At 58.5% G+C, this 25,586-nt stretch carries 1 protein-coding gene; it reads left to right on the top strand.

Features of this window, described 5'->3' with window-relative positions; translation table 11 throughout:
- Nucleotides 1-134 precede the first annotated feature (134 nt).
- Nucleotides 135-25,586: an Ig-like domain-containing protein gene (locus CA51_RS22435; protein ID WP_145123380.1), complete on the top strand. Its 25,452-nt coding sequence runs from the start codon at nt 135-137 to the stop codon at nt 25,584-25,586.

The raw sequence follows: 25,586 nt of genomic DNA, 5'->3' as shown, positions 1-25,586 counted from the left end.
ACCTATTGCGGGGTCTCGTGCAGCTATCGCGGTCGGCATTCCATCTGCTTCACGAAGATTTAGATCGCAATTCCTCGCATTTGTTTCCTCAAAAATCAATTATCCGATCGTTTTTTCTGTAAGGGCGAAATCGCATGACTTGGCGGACATCAAAGAAGACTCTCGAGCTGAAAAACCGCATCAAAAACCGTTTGGAAAAGCGACGTCTGCTCAATGAGATCTTAGAGCCTCGTCAACTGTTGTCGGTCGAGCCGAATTCGTTTTTGCCCTCCCTGCATGCCGAAGCGCATACGACTCAATATGGTCCGTACGCAGTCGACGCGTTTGCAGCGTCGCTAGCCGCAGCGGAGTTGCACGATCATGAAGTCGTCTCGTCGACTCCGCTGAACGACGCGGTCGCCGGATCGACAGGCACGGTTTACGCCGATCACGGCCTGCTGGAAACGCAGGCGATGATCGACGCCGACTTGGCTTATTACAACTCGCTTTCGGCGCAGGGCGATTCGGCGGTTGCCGGGATCGCGTTTGCCCCTTTGGCCGACACGTTTCGTCTGCACAGCAATCCGAGCGCCAAGCACACGATCTTCATCGACGCCGATGGCGCAGTGACTACCTCGCGTTGGGAAGGCGGTGTGACGATCAACTCGCCCGCGTATGATCCCGAGAACAATGGGGCGGCATTTACGACGACCGAGTTGATGCGGATTCAAGATCTGTGGCAACGCGTCGCTGAAGACTTCAGTCCCTTCGATGTCAATGTGACGACCGAAGATCCCGGCGAAGCTGCGTTGGTCAACACCGGTGCGGGAGACGATGCATGGGGCGTGCGCGCTGTATTGACTACCGATAATGTGATCTCCTGCGGCTGTGGCGGCATCGCCTACGGCAGCAGTTTCGACGACGGCTACGACTTCCCCGGAGCGACCGATACGCCGGTTTGGGTCTACAACGCAGGCGTCAGTTCGGTCGCAACCACGATCTCGCACGAAGTAGGGCATGCGTTGGGATTGGGGCACGACGGTTTGGCCGCTGGGGGAGCTACTTATTACAGCGCCCATGGCACCGGGGAACATCGCTGGGGCTCGATCATGGGAGCTGCGTTTTCGGCTCACATCGATACCTGGGACAACGGTGAATACTTCGACACCAGCAACCCCAACCAAGATGATATGGAGAGGATCACCAACTACGGTTTTGGTTTCCGCCCCGATGATCATGGCGATACGATCGACACCGCCACCAATCTCAGCGTGACGGGGGTGTCGCTGGCGGAAGATGTTGTTGCGACGCAGTTTGGCGTGATCGGCAATCGCACCGACAAGGACTACTTCGGATTCCAAGTTGGATCCGGAACGATCGAATTAACTTTCGATTCGTACGCTTCGCGGCTGTACACTTCCAACGGTGCGGGCAGTTATTCGGTCAGCTACGAAAACAGCGACGACTTTGGCACCAACTTGTCGCAGACATTGCACCGCAGCAATTTGAATATCGATGCGCGGTTGTACGACATCGCTGGCAATGAGCTGGCGGTAGCAACCGGTGCCGGGCTCAGTAAGACTCTGACGACCGATCTCGAAGCCGGGTTCTATTTTGTCAGCGTCGATGGGATTGGATTTGGTGACCCATCGGTCAATCCGCCGACCGGATACACCGACTACGGCAGCGTCGGTCAGTACATGATCACCGGTACGGTTCCGAACTTTAACCAAGCGCATCCACAATTGATCGCCGTCGCGCCGAACAATGGCGATCTGTTCGATCTGGATCCCGACGATCAATCGATCGACAACATCCGGCGTGTCGCCCCTACGGAATTGACGCTTTCGTTTGCCAGTCGCGATGCGATTCGCCAGTCGTCGGTCGACGGTGCAATCTCGGTGCAATACAGCGAGACCGGCGATTTTGCCAATGGATTTGTCGAGGTGCCGGTTGGACATCTCGAGGTGCAGGGAAGTCAGGTGATTGTTCGGTTTGCCGAAAATCTCCGCGATGGCTTTTACCAATTGTCGGTAACATCGGATTTGACAGACGCCTCGGGCGTGCCGTTCGAACCGATCTATCCCGAATTGGTTCCTGGAAACCCAACCGCCAGCCGCGAGGTCGTTGGGTTCGAATTGGAACTAGGAGCGAGGGTGACGGCGGTTGTGCCACAGCCGGTCAATCCGACGACGATGCAGCCGGCGTTGGATCAGATCGAAGTCTATTTTGACGATCTGGATCTGTTCCAAAGTGGATCGGTGATCAATGAGGCCGCCTTCTACCAGTTGATCGACAACAAGGGGACCGTCAGCACCGAAGATGACGTTCCCGTGTTACCGACCACGGTCACGCGAGACGATGACGATCGCAAGGTGACGCTGTTGTTCGCCGCTCCGTTGGCCACCTACGGCGACAATCTGCGACTCCGCGTCGGCGATGTCTTTCAGCCGGCCGCCGCGGTTTTGGATCTTCCTGCCGTCGGCAGCGATCCGGGCGTATTGGCTGCCGATGCCGCAACCCTGGTCGCACCTCCGGTCGACGGAAATTGGTCGCTGTTGGTCAGCGAAGAGATCCGCAACGCAACTTCGATCGATGCGTTTCGCTTAGCCGATAACCCTGGGGCCGTCGATGAACCAGGCCATCGCGATATCGATGTGACGCATACCGGTGGTGCCGAGGATCACTACGCCTCGCCTGGCAGTCGTGATGGCGACGACGCGATTGCGACGCTGCCCTACACCTTCATGCGGAACATTCCGATCGGAACGATCCAGGGCGAGGCTCAATACAATCAGATGAGTGCCCAGCAGGAGCAGCGTTTCCGCGAGATTCTCGATATCTACGGCGAGGCTTATGGAATCGACTTCTACGAGGTCGAAGGGGCCGGTGGATTGCAGTTGTTGGTGAGCGATCTCAGCTTGCACGATCCCGCTTTGGTCAGCGGCGTAGGTGGCGTTGCTGGCGTGGCGGGTGGCACTAAGGTCACGATGGACTACGTCGATTATCAAGACAGTTCGTCCAATACGTTCGGCGGTTCCTTCTACGATACTGCGCTACACGAGATCGGCCACGTGTTGGGACTCGGTCACTCTTACGATCTTCCACCGGGGACGTTCCAGGGATCCGAGGGAGCGTATTCCTCGCTGAATACAAGTTCGGAGTGGGCGTTCCCCGCGGAATCCGATTTGATTCACGGCGAGCATCTGTTGCAAAAAGAGGCGTTGGATGTCGATCTCTATAAGATCGATGTCGTCCGGCCAGGGACCTTGGAAGCGCAGACGATCGCCGAGCGAATGAACGTGTCGAGTCTGTTGGATACGCGTTTGACGCTGTTCCAAGAGTTGACCGATGTGTCGGGGAACAAACGGTTGGAACTGGTTTCATCGAACGATGATTACTTCGGGACCGATTCGTTTATCCAATATTCGGTCCAGCCCGGAACGTATTACGTAGGCGTCGCGGCCGAGGGGAACGACTTCTTCGATCCCAACGCCGGAACGACATCGGCTGGTGGTGTCAGCCAGGGAGTCTACGATCTGCGATTGGACTTCAAAGCCGATGCCAATCCGGGCACGCCGTTGGTTAATGGCGGTGTGGACATTGCCGCCGGAGCGACTAGCGTTTCGGTTGTCGATGGCGGTCTGTTTGTCGCTGGCGATCTTGTTCGGATCGGCAGCGAAGTCGCTCGCGTCGTGGCACCGCCAGTGGGCAACGTGCTGCAATTGCAGCGGGCTCAATTGGGAACCGAAGCGATCGACGTGGCCGATGGAACGACGATCACCAAGATCAGCACTTTGACCGACGGCGCGGGAAGCCCATTGGATGGCGACCGCGACGGAAACGCGGGGGGCAATTACAACTTCTGGTTCCGTCCCGTCGAAGATGTCGCCGGCCAACAGACTCTGTTTGTGATCCCCACCGGGCAAGATGTTGTCGATTTCGATCCGGGCTTGGGCACTCCGGGATCCGCCAACAATCCTTATCAAAACATCTCGGCGGCTCTGGATGCTGCCAAGACGATCATCGATGACACTTCTAATTCGATCGATCACGTCGTTGTCCGACTGTTGCCCGACGCGGGTGACGATGGCGATTTGCAAACGACCGACGACAACCTGGCGTACGAGATCGGTTACGTCCAATCGTTGAACGACACCTTGGCCGATGGTCGCAATCTGTTGCTGCCCGGCGGCGTCAGCTTGATGGTCGAAGCGGGCGTGATCATGAAGTTTTTGGACAGCCAGATTTCGGTCGGCAGCAGCGACGACGGTGACGACCGCAGCGGCAGTTCGATCAAGGTCCTCGGAACGCCTCAAGATCCCGTCTATTTCACCAGTTACAACGACACTTCGATCGGGCAAAACTCCAACCGCGACACCAGCCAACCCGCTGGTCCTGGCGACTGGGGCGGTATCGAAATCCGCAACGATGTCGATCGCCAACAGGGCCAAGGCGATCTCGAATTCCAAGGGATCTTCGGGAACTACATCAACCACGCGCAGATCTCTTTCGGCGGCGGACAGGTCTCCACTGTCGGTCGTACGATCGATCCAGTCCATCTGTCGGCAGCGCGAGCGGAGATCTCTTACAACACGATCCTCGACAGTTCCAACGCGGCGATCTCAGCCGATCCGAGCACCTTCGAGGTTTCGGAGTTTGTTGGGCCACGCTACCAGCGTTCATCGATCGGCGACGGGTTTGTCGCCGATTACGACCGGATCGGTCCCGACGTGTCGGGGAACACGTTGTTGGGGAATTCGACAAACGGTCTGTTTGTCCGGCTCGATACGCCCGCTGGCGATGAGCTGTTGAAATTGGAGGTCGCCGCGCGATTCGACGATACCGATATCGTTCACGTGTTGGGAGAGAACCTTGTTGTCAATGGAAACGCGGGCGGCTCGCTGCTGCACAGGATTCCTGCGTCGCCGATCGTTGGTCTGATCCCACAGGCTGGCGGCAATCTGCCAGCTGGCAACTACGAATATCGTTACACCTACGTCGATGCGTTTGGTTACGAAAGCCAACCTTCGACTGCGCAATCCGTAACGCTTACCGCAGGCCAATCGGTGAAGCTGGCGAACATTTCGCCTGCCACCGGCGACTTTGTTGCACGTCGGCTGTATCGCAGCGATGCAAGCAGCGGCGGGGAATTCTTGTTGGTCGCTGAGCTCGATAAATCGACGCTCGATTACGTCGACGATCTCATCGCCGCACCGCCGACCGCTGCGGTTTTGGAACCGGTTTCGCTTCGCCCGCGAACCGACGCTAGTTTGGTGATCGACCCCGGTACGATTGTCAAGAACCAAGGGGCTCGGATCGAGCTGGAGTTTGGCGCCAACCTGATCGCCGAGGGCGTGTTGGGCCGCGAGATCATCTTTACAGGTCGCGCCGACGATCGCTTTGGCCGCGGCGGCAGTTTCGATACCAATGACGATGGAGCGAGCGAAGGCAGCAAGGGCGAATGGGCTGGTATCTACGCCTCGCCAACGAGCGGTCTGAGCATCGATCACGCGCAGCTCTCCTTCGGTGGCGGCACGACGGGTACCGACGGTGGTACCGCGTTCTACAACGTGATTCAGATCCATCAAGCTAACGCGCGGATCGCGAACAGTTTGTTCGAAGACAACGCCGACGGCGTGGGATCACAACAGGATGGAGGCCGCAGCGGGCTGGCACCAAATTCGAGCGCAACGATCCACGTCACCGCGGCTCAGCCAACGATCGTGGGCAATACGATTCAGTCGAACGACGGCGCTGCGATCACGATCAACGCAAACTCGCTGGATGCCGAATTCCGCTTCGACACCGGGCGTCAGACTGGCAACGTCGACGCTTACGAAGTCCCACCGGCCAACGTTGGCCCTGTGATTCGCGGGAACCAGTTCGGACAGGGGACCGATAGCGATGGCAAATTGCTTGCCAATGGCATCAACGGTCTGTTGGTTCGCGGCGAAGTGCTGATGACCGAAGTCGTCTGGGACGATACCGACATCGTGCACGTGTTGCGGAACGATATCGTGATTCCCGACTTCCACACCTACGGCGGTTTGCGTCTGCAGAGCAGCAGCACCGAGTCGTTGGTGGTGAAAGCCGACAGCGATGCGCAGATCCTGGCGACCGGGCGATCGTTGGATATCACCGATCGCATCGGCGGTCGGTTGCTTGTCTTGGGACAACCTGGGTTCCCCGTGATCATCACATCGACGGAAGACGACACCGTCGGTGCAGGCTTCTCGCCGTTGGGGCAACCGCATCGCGACACCGTTCTGTTGCCGTCGAGCACGAATTGGCAGGGCTTGAATTTTGATCCTTACAGCCACGATCGCAACGTCGCAACCTATACCGAACGCGAGGGATCGATCGGCGCGTTTGGCGATATCAACAGCCAGATCGGCAGCCATCAAGATCTGGGGCTGTTGGCAAAAGATGAGAAGTCGGGGGATGAAAACCTTCGCTTGGGCTACACCGTTTATGGTGCCATCGCGGACGTCGGCGATCAGGATACCTATCAGTTCGAAGGCGTTGCCGGAACGATGGTCTGGATCGATATCGACAACACCGATCCTCGATTGAATTCGATGATCGAGATCATCGAGGTCGATGGCAGTGGCAACGGCAAAGTCTTGGCTCGCAGTACCGATTCGGCGAGCGAAGATGCGGCGGGGCAATTGACCTATGTCGATCCGTCGGTGCGCGATGGGCATGCGATGCCGATGCGAATGGATATCGATCCGTTGACCAACGCCGACGGCAGCTATCGCGATCTGTATTCGCTGAACCCCGGCGATGCCGGCTTGCGGATCGTGCTTCCAGGCACAACGGGATCGACTAAGAAATATTACGTCCGCGTCAGTGGAGAGAACGGCACGACCGGTGGTTACCAGATGCAGGTCCGCTTGCGCGAGACCGATGAGGTGGCTGGTTCGGTTGTGCGATATTCCGATCTGCGTTACGCCGATACCGCGATCAGCGCTATCGGGCTCCCCGCTCATTCGCCGCTGGCCGCCGAAATCATGCATCCCGGTGGGAACAGCACGATCAATATCGGCAGCTTTGCCAACACCGACCGCGGCGCTGTTTCCGCTTCGGGATATATCGACGCGTCGGAGGATCGGTACACCTTCGAAATCGCTCAGGATTCGTTGCAACGCAGCAGCGTTCCTGGAATGAACACGTCGCTTGTCTTCGACATCGATTGGGCCGACGGTTTGGTCCGCCCCGACACGACGTTGTACGTCTTTGATCAAAGCGGCAACTTGGTCGCTTTGGGAACGAATTCAAACATTCTGGACGATCAAGTCACCCCTGTCGTTCCCGGCCAACCGACGACTCAAACCGACCTGTCGCGCGGTTCGCAGGGAACTCGCGATGCGTTTATCGGGCCATTGGAACTGCCCAACGGCAACTACTCGGTCGTCGTCAGCACCGCCGCGGAAATGCTGGCTGACATGCAGCAGTTCACGCAACAAAACGCTGCCAATAAGAACTTCCGCTTGGAGCCGCTGGATCCGACGGTCCGGATTATCGACGACCGCTTCAGCACCGAGGACTCGCGTTTCGAGACGACCAATCCGAATCCCGCCCAATTGCCTTCTGCTAAAGAGGTAGCGTTTACGCCCGAGAGCGTGATCGATTGGCACTTTGGCGACATCCCGCTAATTGGGATCAGCCGCGTTGGAGTGCAGGACACCAATAACTCTCAGATCAACATCTTTAATCCCTACACAGGTCGCCACGATGCGATCATCGATGAAGATACTAGCCCGATCAACGCTGCGGCGCAGCGCTCGACGGGGCTTGTCCTTGCCATTGAACGCAGTATCGGCAGTTCCAGCGATACGAACACCGACACCGTCTATTCGATTGCGGCCGACGGATCTTTCACCACCGTTGGTGCAACTGGGATTGTGACCTACGAATATTTCAATCAGGGCGGAACGAACCCGCACATCAATCGAACCGATGCCGATTCCGGGATGCTCTTTAGTAGCCTGGCGTTCTATGAAGACAACAACTCAAGCTCTAGCTATCTGTACGGTCTCGCCAATCGAGGAACCTTTAATGGGAGCAACGTCGGGCGGAATGCTGGGAACACGGCCGACGTGATCTCTGGCAATGCTGGGGCAATCAACGCAAATAATTTGATCTACCGGTTGAGTGCTGACACCGGCGCAGTGCAGTCTCGCAATGGGATTTCGATGCCTGGCGGATTCCAGTCAGCAAATCCACAAGATCCGCTGATTCAGAACAACACCGGATTCAATATCCCATCGGAAGCACCGTGGGCGGGTACAAATGCAATCGCTCAGGTTCAAATTCCGACGACTTCACCTGCGACGGGTGGCAACACGGGAAATGTTACGTCTCTCGTGACAAGTACCACCGCAGGGCAGACGCTCCTCTACGCGTTTACCACGACTGGCGCGGTCTGGGAGATGTCGATCACCGAAAACAATACGACAAACTATGATCCTGGCGATATCTCCGGCGCACCGAGGCTGTTGATCGACCCAACGTCTGCCGAAGCGATTCAGGCTGCCGACGGATCGACGCTAAGCTTTGCTCAAGTCACCAAGGGGCCTGCAAACTTCACGGATGCGGTTAACGGGATCTCCGGTGTTGAGAGCATGTACTTTGGAGTGGAAAGTGCAACGGGCAACCTGTACGCATTTACGATGGATGGAACCGGCGGGACGGCTCAGCGCATCTTCCAATATGGTGCGGATAGTGTGCCTATCTATGGAACACTTGATGGTTCCGGCGCCCTGGCGGGTTTGTTCTTCAGCAACCTTGACCAAAACCTGTGGCATCTTTCCAGTAGCGCACCGGCGGCGGGCCATGGGATGGACGCGTTGGATGATCGCCCCGATGTTCTTGGCGGCGGTAGCCTGCGATTTGGTTTCGATACCCTCGGCGAAGACTACAACCACCTAGGCAATGATATCGGCACCGTTCGCGCCGATGACTTGCAAGGTTTCAGCGGCTACAACTTCCTCGGCGGTGCCCACGGAAACATCCAAGGTGAATCGATCGATTTGTCGGGGATCGACGGCGCCGACCTGCCGAAGCTGTACTTCAACTACATCCTCGATTCGGAAAACACCAACGCTGACGACAACCCGTCGTCGTTCAGCGAAGCAAATCTCGACGACGTGATGCGCGATTCGCTTCGCGTTTATGTCGCCGGTGCCGACCAGCAATGGAAGCTGGTTGCCACCAACAACATGGACGATGCGTTAAACAACCGCGTTTGGCAAGACAGTCGCGGTAACGTGCACGAATACGATCCCGTTGGCAGCGGTGGCTACACGAATGTCGCCAACCAAGTCTTTGTCCAAGAGCTGTTTGACGACAACGTCTTCCGGCAAGCTCGGATCGATCTGAGTCCCTGGGCTGGCGACAACGACGTCAAGATTCGCTTTGAGTTTTCGACGGCGGGCGAGAGTCGCCCCGATCAAACCGATCTGCAGATGTTGCCGAGCGATCAAATCGTCGACGGCCAAGCCTTTACTGTTGCCGGTTCGCTCGCTGGATCAAACTACTCGGAGACCTTCGAATACGATCTCGGGTTGGTCGTGCGGATGCCTTCGGGAGCTCAAGTTGCTGCCGCTGGTGGCACGTTGGATTTGACGCGACCGGGTGGCGCAACAATCATCTCGCTGCAAACCGGCGGGAACATCTTGGCCAGCGACAGCGCCGCGACGGTTGCTGAAAAGATTGCAGCCTCGGTGGGTGGAGCATTTGTTAATCCAAGCGATCCATCGCTGTTGCAATTTAGCAACGAAACGTTGGCCGGATCCTATGGGTTTGGAACGCTTGTCGACTATGTCGTCGGAACGCCTGGAGTCCAGGGCGGGGCAAACGCGATCCCCGTCGATTACAGCATGAACGTCGATCAGGTGCTGGTGGCGACGCAAACCGTCTTGGCTGGCACGATCAAAGATGCGACAGCGCCGGTGCAGTTGGAGAGCTTCCCAAGGATCGCGACGTCCAATGCGATCCGCTTCTACGATGCAACCGTTACGCAGGATGCGTCGACTTATTCGGCGGCCTTCCTGGCACCTGCCTACAAGCCGATGGCGTTGATCGGTGGCGAACACGCCGGTAATGATTCGCTGCCAGGCTCCGATTTTGGCGTCTACACGGGCGGAACCGATTCGGTCGCGGAACTGTTGCGAGCGGGTGAACGGTCGCGCGGTCTGGGCGGAGCGATGGGCGTCTATCTGGACGACATCGTGGTTGGTTTGGCCGAACGTGGCGAATCGGCGACCGGCGGCAGCGGGTCGAACTTGGCCGACAATCCCTATCACGAGGCGCTTGTCTATTCATCGACCAGCGGTGTCGCTCCCGTTGCTCTCGATGTTCCTGCAGGCCCCTACCAATTAGAAGTCCGTTTGGGACGCGAGTATCTGTCGGATCCGGCTGGAACCGGAGTCCAAGTTGGCAAGGGAGAACGCTTCGATATCAACGACCGCTTGGCCGAAGGCTTTAATCTTGAGATCGGCGATGGCGGGGCGCACATTGTCGACGGCGATACCTTCGACCTTTCCAACGGGTACGAAACGCTGACCTTTGAATTCAACGACGTCACTCCCGGTGCGCCGGTTTCGGGAATCGAGCCCGGCAATGTCGAGGTCTCGTACCGCATCGACAGTACCGCCGGAGAGATCGCCGATGCGATTCGCGGTGCGATCAATCGCAGCTCGGTCCGCGCCGTGCTGGGGATCGAAGCGACTTCCAGCGGAGGTCGACTCAACGACGCCAGCGATACCACTATCGTGCTGCACGGATATGCAGCGACCGACAACTTTGGCGGTTCGACATTTACGTCGCCAACGATGGTTGCCGACGCGGGTGGAACCTTCGGTAGCGTCAATATCTTAACGCAAGCGTTTACTTCGAACGCTCAACGCCTCGACGGCGAGTTGTACGAATTGGCGGTCGCTCCCGATGGCCAGATTCGTCCTCTCATCACGATCGATGGCAAAGGAAATGCGTCCGCACGCGCCGATCATTATCGGTTCACCGTCGACGAGCCTGGAACGACAGTCAATATCGAGATGCCCGATCCAAGCTTCAACAGCATCATCGCGTTGATCGATTTCTCCGATATCTCGAACACAACGGTTCTTGCTGCGGGAATCCTCGGCTATCCGCCATTCGTAGAACACACGATTGACACACCGGGTGAATATCAAATTGTTATCGGGAAGATCTCCGACACGGATCTGCCGCTGTTTTTGGATCCAGCAAATCTGCCCGATCTGTCCAGTCTTGTTTCAATCTCAGACATCTTGTCGGGGACTCCGTTCAGTCGCTTCCGGCTAGATCCGACGGACGATTATCAATTGATCGTCGCGATCGACGGGATGCGGACGCCGATCTTGAATCCTGTAGTGACCGGTGTCGACAACGGTCGTGGTGAAGACAATGGCGATCGCAACCTGCACCGCGATCAAGGGCAGTTCGTGATCGATTCGAACACGATCAGCTTCTCGACGGCGACCGGAATCGTCGTCGACGCGGGCGATGTCACACCAGGCAGCAAGGTGCCCAATGAAGGGAATCGCCCTAAGCCCGGTGCGGTTCAGAACTTCCCGACGCTCAACGCCAACAACTTGGTCCCCGGTGCGGTGATCCAAAACAATCTGTTGATTCGCAATGCCAACGGCATCTTTGTGAGTGGCGACGGTTCCGCCGCAGGCAGCAATCTCGGCGCCCCTGCGCCGTTTGCTCGCGTCGTCAACAACACGATCTACGGTCCGGGAACTGGGATTCGAGTCAACGACGGTGCCAGCCCGACGTTGTTGAACAACGTGCTTGTCGAAAATGCGACGGGGATCAATATTACGGGGGCCGGAACCACCGTGATCCGCGGGACAACCGTCGTCAACGAAGGTGCGTTGGCTTCGGTTCCCGGAACGGCTACAGAAACCGATCGGATTTCGATTGGTGGTGCGATCCAGTGGGACGATGTCTTTATCGTCGGCGACACGGTCAGCGATCCGTCGCAACCCGATTCGTTGGATCTGGGGGCGGCGGGACTGTTTGGCATGTTCCAGTTCGATCCTGCCAGCGGCGTACCGAATCTGTATCCCGCGGCCGGCAGCCCGATCATCGATAAGAGTATCGAAAACCAAAACGATCGCTCGCTGTTTGCCTCCACTAAGAATTCGGTGGGGATTGGGCTGAGTCCGATCAAGGTGACCAACCGCGATTTGGTCGGCCAGTTGCGTGAAGACGATCCGCTGGTCAACAACAGCTCGGGACAAGGACAAGCGATCATCAAGGATCGCGGAGCGCTTGATCGATCCGATCGCCGCGGCCCACTGGCTCAACTGTTGACTCCGTTTGATGGCGAACAGTCGCAAGGCGTGCTGATCGACGGCGACGCTCGCGCCAACTCGGTCTTCCGCGACACACGCGAAAGCGGCGTGCTGTCGTCGTTCCGAGTGCAGTTGAGCGAGTTCAATCAGATCGGCCCCGACGCTTCGACGATCTCGGCGCTGTCGGTGATCGTCCGCGAGAACGGCCGCACGCTGGTCGAAGACAAGGACTACACGTTTGGTTACAGCAAGACCAGTCGTCAGATCGCCCTGACTCCCACCGCTGGAATCTGGCGTCCCGACGCAGTCTACGAGATCCTCCTTCTGAACCAAGATGCGAATCTTTACGAATTTGGATCGGGGGTCGCTCATTCCGACGGCGACACCTTCACGTTGTCCGATGGCGACACGCCCGTCGTGTTTGAATATGACAGCGGGTTTGTGCTGAACCTGAACCAACCGTTGGTCTTGAACGTCTTGTCGGGAGTCACCAGCAGTGGAATCGGACTCGGGGATCAGTTCTCGATCGCGTTGCCAGCAGGACCGGTACGAGTCTTCGAGTTTGTCGATGCCAGCGGAGCCGATGCGGTTCGCAACGCGGGCCGCGTTCCCGTGATCGTCGCCAACGGCGATTCGGCGACCAACGTTCGCGATGCGATCATGGTTGCGTTGCAGGGACAGGTGAGCATCGATCTTCAGTTGTCGCCGGTTGTTGTCGACGGAGGCGTTCAATTGGGAGCGACCGCCGGTCAGATCATTACACCGACAACGATCGGAATGTCGGTCTCCGGATCGGCGAACACCGTTGCCGATGGCCAGACGTTCTCCTACCGCGACGCGGGGGATTACGAGGGCATCGACGGGATTTCCAAGACGTTTGAAATCCACACGCTGACCGAAGTCGCTGGCACGACGATCAAGTTGACCGAAGGAAACGCCACGGCGATCGACGCGGCGGCTGGACTGTCGGCCACCAGCACTTCGTTGACAGTCTTCGATGCGGCGGGGATCCTGCCGGATGCGTTGCTGAAAATCGGCGATGAATTGGTCCGCGTCGTCAGTGTCTCGGCAAACACATTGACAGTCGAACGGGGCCAGTTTGGTACCACCGCGACCAGCATCGGCCATGGTGCGTTGGTCGAGAACACGGGAGCAGTGTTCGCGCTTGCGGCTCCCGTCAGCGTCAACGAATCGGCGCTCGATAAGAGCGGCTTCGATGCCGATGAGACGTTGCTGACGGTTTCCGACGCGACAGCGATCGCCGCCAAGTTCGCCAGCGACCAAGCGATGGTCCCGCCGCAGAACACCTACATTCGCGTCGGCAGTGAAATGCTGCGAGTACGGTCGATCGACGGAAACACTTTGAAAGTTGTGCGAGGCCAGTTTGCTACCACACCTGCGGCGGCGGCCAATACCGACGACGTGTTCTTGGTCGATGCCCTCGACGTGGCAACGATCGCCAGCCCCGCCGGTCAGGTCTTCACATCGACCAGCACAACGCTGACCGTTGCCAACGTGGCTCAGTTGAGCCTCGCAGCCAACGATTATCTGCGGATCAACGACGAGATCGTCCAGGTCCTCGCAATCGCTGGGAATACGTTGACGGTCGAGCGTGGCGTCTTGGGCACCTCGGCTGCGAGAGCTGTCGACGGAACGTTCATCTTCCCCGTTGCGGCGTTCGACGCCAGCGATGGACTGCGGCTGAACGATCTAAGCGTTGGTGGCGGAAACGCGTTGTCGACCGGCGACTTCATCCGCGTCAACAACGAAGTCTTTGTTGTCAGCGACGCGTCGGCGAATCCGATCACCGTGGTCCGCGGTCGTTTCGGTACGGTACCAAACGCTCCCGCGATCGATGGAACAACCGTGACTCCCGTGAGTGCGGATCATCTGTCGACGCTGACCACCGCTGTCGATACTACCCAGACGACAATCGATGTCGTCGATGTCAATGTTTTGGGAGTCGTTCCTGGCGATTACGTCGTCGTGCGAGGCGGCTTCTCCAGCAACCTCGCCGCAGCGACTCTGACGGCCGCTACCGATGCATCGTCGTTCGCCGCAGCCGATCCAACGTTGACTGTCGATGCCGAAATTCCAGCCGGCTTGTACGAACTGAACGGTTCGATCATCCAGGTTGGCGACCTTGTCGACTTCACGACTGGCAGCTTCACCTACAGCGTGCTGGCGATCGAATCGACAGGCTTCGCCCCGGCGGGGACCGATTTGTTTGCCGCCAACCAGACCGAAGTCATGGCGGTTCGCAGCATCGATTACGCGAACAATCGCTTGACCGTCGACCGCGGCCAACTGGGGACCTCGCATCCGGGCCCCGGTGGCGTCCGCGTGGGAGCTGAATTTACAGCCTTCAATTTGGTCGAAGGCTTGAAGGATCCATCGGGTTTGACAGCCGTGCTCGATACCGCGGGGCTGTTCCGCGATGACGAGACCGTTCTCAATGTCGACGACGTCGCCGCGCTAAACATCGCGGCGGGCGACTTCTTGATGATTCCAGGTGGTTTCGCGACGGGCGCTTCGGTCGACACGCTGACTCAGTCGCTGTCGTCGAGCGGTCTGACGCTTGTCGCCGGATTGGGACTGCCCAATGGCTACTACAACATCGGCGACGAAGTCGTGCGGATCAGCGGTGCTGTGGCCGGATCTCCTGGCACCTACAACATCGAACGCGCTCAATTGGGGACCGTCGCGGCAGCGGCAGCCAGTGGTGCCGCGTTGCTCTCCGCCACTCCTTCGGCTCAAGCCGCCGAATACGTCAAGGTCTTGTCGGTCGATCGCGTTGCCAACCGATTGACGGTTGCTCGCGGCCAATTGAACTCGGTCGCCGTCAACCATGCCGACGCCTCCGTCGTCGTCGCTCAGAACGCGGCCGAAGCCACAACGGTTGTAAATGGCGTCACCAGTTTTGCGTCGACGATCACCGTCTTCGACGTCGCGCGATTGGGAGCTGAAGTGGGCGACCTGCTGCTGATCGGCAACGAAGTGTTGCGAGTCGTGGCGATCGATGGCGACGAACTGACCGTCCTGCGTGGCTTCTACGGAACGCCACCAGCCGATGTGGACGCCGGAGCCAGCGTTGTCAAGCTGAGTCCACGCAACGTCCCGGTCTACGTCTTCGCCAGCGATGCGATGGACGATCAAGTTGTCGATGGCGTGCGACGCGATGGGATTGCGACCAAGATCGCCGCCGCGATGCGTTCGGCCGATCTGCGATTGGATCGCGCTCAAGCGATCGAAGGGGGCCGCGTTTATATCGGCGGCACCGCGGGAGATCGGTTCGATATCGAAACGCTATCGGGAACCGTGGTCGGTCAGCCGGGCGTTACCGCTTCGCTGTCGCTGGCCGTTCCCGCGGGGGACTATTCGTTTATCGACGGCACTGCGGGTGCCAACAACCTGCAGGGACAATCGTTCCAAATCACCAACCCCGCCGGTGTGACGGAGACCTTTGAATTCGTTCGCGGTGGCAGCGCGACGATCTCCGGAGCGACGCGGATCTTCCTGGATAACGACACCGCCGAATCGTTGGCCCAAAAAGTGGCCGCTGCAATTCGCAACTCCAGCATCTTGGGACTTCCCGATGCCGCTGTCGACGCCGACGATCCGACTCGCGTGATTCTGAACGAAGGTTATGGATACAACATCCCAGCGACGGGAGTCCTGTTGGCCGAAGGTGTTTCGGGCGGAGCCGTCCCGGTGATGTTCATCCCAAGCGTCGCCTTCACCAGCGATGCGTTGGGAGCTCAAGTGGTCGGAGCGATCACGAAGGTTCACGATGCGACAGCGTCGCAATCGACGTTGGGACGCTTCGACGTGGAAGCTTCGGTCAGCGGCGGGTCGGTCTATCTGACCGGACTCGACGAAGCCAAGACCTCGTTGTCGACGGTCTTTGTGACTGGCATCAAGGACCTGGCGGGCAATTCGCTGCAGCCGAACCGAGCCAATGGCGAATCGAAGTTCATCGTGATCTTCGGCGAAGGACAGTTGGGGCTAGGCGAACCCGGCCTCGATTTTGGCAACGCCGACGTTGCCGAATCGCCGCTGACACCGTTGGACACCGATGCCGCCGGTGGTGCGCGTCACGTGATCCTGCCGCAGCAAGCCGATTACGCGATCCTTGGCAACAGCATCGATCGCGAAGCCGATTGGGACACGCCGATCGCACCGGGGGCGGGACTGGATCCCGATGGCGGCGTCGCCGATGGCGTTCGTTTCCCCGCCTACCGGGCTGTCTTCAATTACGATCTGAACCAGGTGCGTCCTGCGGAGATCGATGTTTATGTATCGGCCAACGTCGTCGACGGACTGCGCGATGGAGTGCTCGCATCGGGACTGTTGGACGGCTGGGTCGACTGGAACCAGGACGGCGACTTCGGCGATCCGGGCGAACAAGTCTTCCGCAACCAACCGGTCTTCGAAGGCGTCAACACGGTCCAGATCGTGACTCCGGTCAACGCCAAGATCGGCGGACTGACCGACATGCGTGTTCGCTTGAGCAACGGTGGCAATCTGTTGGCAGACGACATCGCCGTGGGCGGTGAAGTCGAGGACTACCAGATCACCGTGCTGGGCGGAAACGCACCGATCGTTGCTAATGATTTCTTCCGCTTCACCGAGGATCAAGGCAATCCAACTGTCGACGCTGCGGGGAACCCATTGGTTGTCACCGCAAACGACGTCGATGAGGTGACCGTTAATGTTCTTGAGGTGATCAATCCATTCACCGGACGCAAGCAGGTCATCGAGCTTGGCGGTTCGACAACCTTCGTCGACTTTGAAGATTCGTATGGCGATATCGCCGGTACCTTGAAGGTGTTTGCCAACGGAAGTTTTGAGTTGGAACTGGCGCCGAACTACAACACCGACAACTTGCCGCTGTTGGCGGGGAATCCAAATCCCAACGGCATCGGAGGCCGCGAGCTGTTGTTCTATTACAACGTGCTCGATACCGAAGCGGGAATCGGCGTCCCCAGCGTGCACCAAGATGGCACCAGCCGTCCAGCGACGGTTACGTTGGTCGTCGATCCAGTCAACGACGTCCCGTTGCCGCGTCCAAACGGAACTGCTGATGTCGGCGACAGCGCGATCCCGCGGATCGACGTTTTGGAAGACTTCGACGGGGAACCGTTGTGGTATGGCGACCCGCAGGGGCTGGGAGATCGCGTTGCGATTTCGCGAACCTACGACTTGGTCGACGCTGGCGGGAATCCGCGTGTTGGCATCGCCAATACTGCCGGAGTGGTCACGATCGTCAACGATCCGCGGTTGCCGGGCGATCCAAACCGAGACGTTGCCGAACCGGAACTCGCTCCATTCGATTCGCTGTTCGATATCGACGTCGATGCCTATTCGATTCGCTTTGATCTGCCAACCGCTCCCGCCGATCCATCGTTGATTCGCGGCACGCTGCAGGCTGGTCAATTCGATCGCTATGAATTCCGCTTCGACGGACTGGCTGTGGATGAGTTCATTACCGGCTTTACTGTCGACGCATCGGCTAACGCCCAACCGTCGGTCGGGATCACCGCCGACGGCAAAGGCTTGATCGTACTGTTCGAAGAAGGCATGACGATCGCCGACGGATATCAAGCGGGGATCGACATCAGCACGACCGTTGCACCGACCCTGCTGCCTCCGACCCCGGCATCGCTGCTCGGCCAGTCGGTTGTTGTCGAACGCTTCGAGAACAGCGACGCGACAGGCGGCATCGAGGTCCTCAGTAGCTTCAATAGCACGATCGCTGACGACGCGAGCGATCCTGAACTTTCGCTGCCAAACGGTTACGAGATCGACATCGATCCCGATCAGATCCGATTCGATATCACCGCCAACCTGCCGACGCTTGCAGCCGATCAATACGACCGGTTTGTCTTTACGATCGAGAGCCTCGATGCCAACGAAAGTCTTGTCGATGTCGCATTGGCGGCGTCGAGCACGGTTTCGCCGACCGTTACGATGCTGTCGCGAAACCAAATCGAAGTCGTCTTTGGCCCAGGCACGACCTTCGCCAGCGGCGACCAAGCGTCGATCACCTTCGGCACCGAGATCGTTCGTTCGACCTTGCCTTTGGAATTTGGCGGCGAAACGTTCCAAGCGATCGTGCAACGCAACCTTGGTTTGTACGGTGACGCACCGGGATCGGCTCGTTTGGAGATGATCCTGCCTGCATCGGCGTTGCTGTTTGGCGATCTGCCAGGGCCATTGAACGAAGGGGGCCAAACCCTGCGTATCGTCGCCGCCAGCGGAATTCGTCCTGTGGGAGATCCAGCGGTCGACGTCGAATTGAACGTCAACTTCCTGCCGATGTACGACTTCGGCGACGGACGTATCGAAGACGCAATCCGGATCGTGCCGCAGGAGAACAGCGTCGGGCTGGCGAAGTTCACTTATACGCTGCGTGACTTCCACGCGATCCTCGCCGACGGAACGCAGATCCTGGCCGACGGCACGCGGATTCTGAACGATGCTACCGAGCTGGCCAACGGCACCGTCGGCAAAGATGCGACGACCGTGATGATCCAGTACGACAACGCTCCCACCAGTCCTTCGGTGGAGCTTCGCGATGGCGTCCTGTCGCAACCTTTGTTGACGGGCGCATCGACGATGGTGGTCAACAGCACCACGCCATTGGATATCAACGCCGAATATTTGATCGGCGATGAATTCGTTCGCGTCACCGGCCGCGTAGGGACGTCCAACGTCTACAACATCACGCGGGCACTGTTTGGTACCAGCGAGTTCGATCTGCCGACCGGATCCGATGTGATTCCTGTCGATGTGACGCTGTTGCATCGCGATTTCGATGGCAACATCACGCAGATCACGCTGCCGGGCACGACGGTTCCCGTAACCTACAACCCCGGAACGCATCCTGTTGATCCGCTCTCGGATAGCGAATCGACTGGGACGATCGAGCTGAACTTCAACAAGGTCAACGACGATCCATTGACCGATTTGTCGGACGATCATCGCGCTCGAAACTACACCGTTGTCGAAGATGGTTCGTTTACGATCGATGTCCGCGACCTGTTGATTCAGAATCAAGCGAACGTTGGCACCGGTGGTCTCTTTGAAGTCGACGAACCGGGCCCGCGTCGCGACGCTTCCGGTGGCAGTTCGGCGATCGATGAAACCGGTGACCAAGGCGTGCGGGTTGTCGGTGTGATCAGTCCGACCCGGTATGGTGCGACGGTTGAATTCGACCCGATCACTCAATTGATCACCTACACCCCCGCGGCGAACTTCTTCACCGATGGCGGCGAACCCGATTTCATCGAATACCTTGTCGAAGACTACGAAGCGGTGAAGGTTACGTTTGGCGATGGAACCAACGCAGCCGTTGGTGTCAGCGACGACGATCAGATCACGCTAACCGATCTGGCCGGGAACGTGATCACGATCGGGCTCGATACGATGGGAGATGGAACGCCCAGCACCTACGACGTGGACGTCCTGCCCACAGCGACTGGACAGCAGATCGTTGCGGCGATCGTTGCCGAATTGGAAGGCGTCCTCGCTGAGTTCAACTTCTTCGTCGACTATCTCGATTCGCATACGCTGCGGATTCCAGGGGCTCTCGGGGCCGAATCGACTGTCGCTTACGTGATGGCTGATGTTCCTGTTGCTACGGCGGCTGATCTGTCGTCTCCCGATAACTATGTCCGTCTGCCCGACGGAACGATCGTGAATATGCCGAATTCGCTGCGAGCGATGCCCAACGGTTCGATCGTGGTGAACGTGACGCCGGTCAACGACGTCCCGGTCATTCCCGATGAAATCGACGACGACAACGATCCAGCGACCCAGTACCCCGACGCGGGCGAAGCGATCCAAGTGATCGTCGACGGTGCCGTGATCGAAAACAGTTTGCCGGTAACCTTCGTCGACTTCTTGAAGAGCTACGTCGGTGCCGAATCGGGACCGATCGCTGTCGACGCCGCCGGCAATCCGATTTTGGACTCGCTGGGGAATCCGATCCTTGAAGAGGATGAACTCTATCTGGACACCAGCGTCGGAACGCTGGCGACAAGCCAGGGTGGTACGTTGACGTTGGGAGCGAGGACCGCCAACGGCGACTACGACGTCGTCTACACTCCGCCAGCCGACTTCTTCGGAATCGATACCGTCGACCTGACGCTGTTTGAACTCGATGGCGTGACGCGTATCCACGACGTGCCGTTCCAGACGCGGATCTATGTCTATCCGGTCAACAGCGCACCGTTGGGTGTTGCCGACAGCGTTCACATTCTCGAGGACACCGTTGCATCCTTCGACGCTCAGTTCCTGTTGCGTAACGATTTGCCCGACACGTTCCCAAGGCAAAATCCTCGCACCGGGATCGCGCCACCCGAAGATACGGTCGTCACTCCGGATAACGCCGACGTGATCCATGTCGTCAATAATCCGAACCTGGATGGCAACGGAGACTTCGACCCGACAACGCTTTCGTTGACCGGGCTGTTCACCGACATCAATGGCGATCCGTTGCCAGCGACGCCTAGCGATCAGGTTTCGGTCGTCTGGGATGGAACGACGCTGCAGGTCCGGGCGCCGCAGGACATGTATACTCGCGACCGCAACGGGAATGAAGTTCACGCTCCGTTTGTCTTCCGTTATCAATTCAGCGATACCGGAACAACGTATGTCGACGACGGTAGCCCCGAGACTCCCGTGGGTGCGCCGATCGAGGATTCGCAATTGGCATGGGGAACGGTCACCGTTCACGTTTGGCCGGTCAACGATGCTCCCGTCGGAAGCACTGTCGAGATCCGCGATGCTGTCGAAGAGACGACGCGGGTGATCACTGAAGACGAATTGTTCATCGACATCAGCGACTTGAGTCTGAATTCACCACCATCGGCTGCCGATCAAGGTTCCGCGGGACCGTTAGAAGACGTTGGACCCGACGGAATCTATACAGTTGCCGACAGCGCAACGCTCACGCAATCACTGGCTTTGGTACCATCGGGCGACTATCTGACATCGCGTGGCAACACGGTGCGAGTTCAGCTGAACGCGGGGACCGGGCAGAACGAACTGCTGTTCATCCCTCAAGAGGACTTCTTCAGTCTCAACGCCAGCGACACCGATTCGTTCACCTACAACTTTTACGACGATGGGTGGTCGTTCGCGATCGGTGGTGGAAATTCAACCGCTACGTTGGACATCAACGATGTTCAGCCCTACGGCAGTTACGATCCTCGGTTGGCAACCGGAACGGTTGTGATCCAAGTCCGGCCCGATAACGACGCACCGGTGGGAACTCCTTTCCGCTTCTATGCGTTAGAGGATGGCGGAACCAATGGGCAGCCGCGGATCGTCGAAAACGTATTGGCGTTGGCACAGGTCAGCAGCGGTCCCAACGGGGAACCAACGATTCCGTTTGATCCCAGCGATCCGAACAGTGGATTTGGTTTGTTCCTGACCGGCGGCACGACGAATCTCGATGGCACGATGACCGCCACTTCGGATTTGGGCGGCGTCTTGACGCTGAGTGCTCGCAAGCCAAACGGCGACTACGATCTGGAATACACCGGCCCCGCCGATTACTTCGGCGAGGACGATTTCCTGACGCTGACGGTTCGCGATTCGCATCCTGATGCGAGTCCCGCGATGTCCGACTTCCGTGTCGACGTCACCGTGCGTCCAGTCAACGACGCGCCGGGAGCCAACGATGATCGGATCCACATCATCGAGGATCAAGCGGCCACGATCTTCCCAGCTCTGTTAACTGGAAACGATCGTTGGGATACGTTTGACGTCAACGATCCAGCCGACGCGGGCAAGTTGGAAGATCGAACCGATGCCGGGAACACGCCGGGCCAAACGACAGCTGGGCTGACGCTGGCTGGAGCGACATCGATTCCGGTCGACCGCGAGATCGCCAAGCTGACCCAGCCGATCACCGCCGCGGCGACTTCGGCAACCTTCGACAAGCAGCCACCGTTGGGTTATTACCTGTTGGGCAGCGAGATCATCGAGATCACGTCGGTCAGCGGTGGAACCGTCGGCACCCCAACGATCACCGCGCAGATCGCGCGTGCAGAGTTTGGCACCACGGCTGCCGCAGCGGCTGCCAACGACGGCTTGTTACAAGCGATCGATCCCGCTGTCCTGGCGGGAACAACCGTCACCTACAACCAATCGGATCGATCGATTCGCGTCCTGCCGCCGACGAACTACTACACGATGTCGGCCGCTGGCGTTCGCGTCGCGCCGCCGATCTTGGTCGAGTACATGGTTCAAGACGACGGCATCAGCTATCGAACGCTGAATCAGACCTCCGATCCGTTTGGTCCAATCGCGGATCCGCAGACGGCAACCGGAACGATCGCTGTCGATATTTGGCCGGTCAACGACAATCCGCAAGGCAAGATACACATCGACCCGATCTCGATCATCGAGGGAAGCGTCGACCAGCCGATCGATCCGGCGGACTTGTTTGTCGACCTGACCGGACTCAACAACGGCGACTCGTTGGCCGCGGTCCAACCGACGCGCGACTCCGCCGGTCCGGGCGAGGATCTTGGTCCCGACAGCGTCTTCTACGTTGGCGAATCGCTGACACAGACGCTCAGCCTTTACAGCCTGGGAAGCAACATCAACGGTGCAGTGAACGTTGGTCCGATCACAACGCTGCGAGGCGGAACGGTTCGCATCGATGTGGTCGCCAATCCGCCGCGGTTGCTGTACACTCCGCCCGTCAATTTCAATTCGTCCGGCGGCCTCCGCGACTCCTTCACCTACGTGACTCAGGACGACGGCGTCAGTTATTACTTCGCTGGTGGCAAGACAGCCGATTCGGTTGCTCCGCAGATGGACGCCAACGCGCAACGCCGCAGCGTCGGAACGATTTCGCTGGCCGTAGATTCCGTCAACGATCCGCCTGAATTCTTCATCGGATCGGACAAGATCTTCAGCGAGGATCAGAACGTATCGGGAGCCGATTTCGCCTACGATCCGGTGACCGGAGACATCGTGGTCGTCGACTTTGCCGTCGGCGTCCGCGGTGGACCAGATACCGCTCAGGACGAAGCGAATCAGGTCGTAACCTTCTCCGTCACCCAGGTCCTGGGCGAACTGCAGGTTCCCGCCGATTCGATCTTCGACGACGCCAACTTTGTGTTGGACAACCAAGGCGTTCCAACGAATCAATTCGCCGCTCCGTACGGCATCGATTCTGACGGCACGTTGCGGTTGAAGCTGAAGCCTGACGCAAGCGGTCGCGCGGTATTGGATATCGTCGGTACCGACGACCAATCGCCGTCGGCATCTTACCCGGGAGCTGGCGATCCACGCGAACGATTTACCGTCACCGTTGGTGCGATCAACGATGCTCCCACGTTCGACTTCACCGCTGCAGTCACCGAGACGCCAGCCGACCCAGCGACTCCGCAAACCGCGGAGGTCACTGTTGCTGAAAGCTCGGGGCCGTTCAACCAACGGGTGATCGATCCGGCTGCGATCGTCGTGGGACCTCAGGATGAGATCAACAGCGGCCAGTTGCCGACGATGCATCTCCAGTTTGTTAATCCGAGCCAGTCGAGTCTGTTCTCGGTTCAGCCAACGTTGGATGGAAACGGCAACTTACGCTTCACCGCGAAGCCGTTTGTGTCGACGCCCGACGGTTCGCCGATCTTGGTTCGTGTCTATGTCACCGACAATGGGCTGAGCCAATCGCCGAACCAGAACCGTTCGATCGATCAGACGCTGGCGATCAACATCACGCCGGTCAACGACGCACCGATCGCGATGCCAGGCCCGGCGGCTGGTCAGTCGTATACGACCAGCGAAGAGCCCGCGACGCTGTTGGTGATCAGTGGAATCGCTGGAACCGCGGGGACCGCCGGTTTGTTGGTCAGCGATCCCGATGGCGATGCGACACGAGTCGTCGACTTTGGTGCCGATGGATTGATCGTGACGACAACGACATTGGGAGCCACCGTGACGCTGTTGGCCAACGGTTCGATTCAATACGATCCGTCGACCTCCACGCAGATCGACGCTTTGACGACCAATGGCGTGCTGACCGATTCGTTTGTCTATCGTGCGATCGATGATCCTGCGGGCGATCAAAGCTTCAGCGGTCTACGCAGTAATGCGGCGACGATCCGCGTCGAGATCACCGGAGTCAACGATCGCCCCAACGCGGTTTCCGATGGCAGCTTGGCCGCGCCGATCGCTGTCGCTGCCGATCGAGTTACCGACTTGAACGTGCTGGGCAACGATACGGATGTCGATGGTCAGATCGCCGCCGACCGCGTCCAAGCGACTCAGCCGGCTCACGGTTCGGTCGTGGTTCAGCCAAACGGCGTGATCCGCTACACTCCCGATGAATCGTATCTGGGGGCCGACCAGTTCACCTACACGGTCGAGGATTCGCAAGGGCTTGTTTCGGGGACTGCAACCGTCTATCTCAGCGTCACAGCGACGCCTTCGATGGACACGATTGTCACCTCCCAGATCGTCACCGGCGGAACGACGTCGTTCAATCCGGTAACCGATGTCGATCTCAACGGTGGTTTGACGCTCAACCCCGCCTCGATCCACGTCTACGGTAACGAGGATCCGGGCAACCCGGGAGCAATCCAAACCGTGAATGGCGGTTGGGTGACTGTCGATCCTGTGACGGGCGAAATGACCTATCAAGGTGCCGCCGGGTTCCAGGGTGTCGATTCGTTCCTGTTCACGATCGAAGACGCCGCCGGATTCGCTTCGGATCCGATCCTGGTCACGATTCCCGTCGCGGCCAGCATGGGCCAAAATGCGATGAGTGTCACCGACGTCAACGTCAGCGGATTTGTTTCGGCGATCGATGCTTTGGTGATCTTGAATCATCTGAACCGCAGCAACGTCACCGACGTCGATTCGTTGGTCCAAGCAAACGTCATCGACCCGTTGAACGGTCCTTTCTATGACGTCAACGGTAACGGAATCGTCCAGCCGCTGGATGCGTTGGTGATTCTGAACCACTTGAACCGTCAGTCGGCATTTGCCGGGGAAGCCGAACAGTCTTTGGCTGTTCCACCGCAACCGCCGATCGTGGCCAGTGGAACGCTGTTGACCGAAGCCGATGCGTACGGCGAAGCATTGCCCGAAGACGTCGTTGTCTCGACGTTGGAGAGCGATTCGCAGACCGTCGCCGGACCGCTGGAGTTCGACGCCGTCTTGGATCAGATCGCTGTCGATTTGAGCGACGACGAAGAGGACGATGATTCGCAGGACGATTCGCTGGATCAGTTCTTCAGCGAGTTTGGACTCTAA

Origin of the sequence: Rosistilla oblonga (assembly GCF_007751715.1) — a bacterium.
GTDB classification, from domain to species: Bacteria; Planctomycetota; Planctomycetia; order Pirellulales; family Pirellulaceae; genus Rosistilla; species Rosistilla oblonga.
Note: the sequence above shows the minus strand (reverse complement) of the source record. Positions and strands in the feature narration are given on the sequence as shown.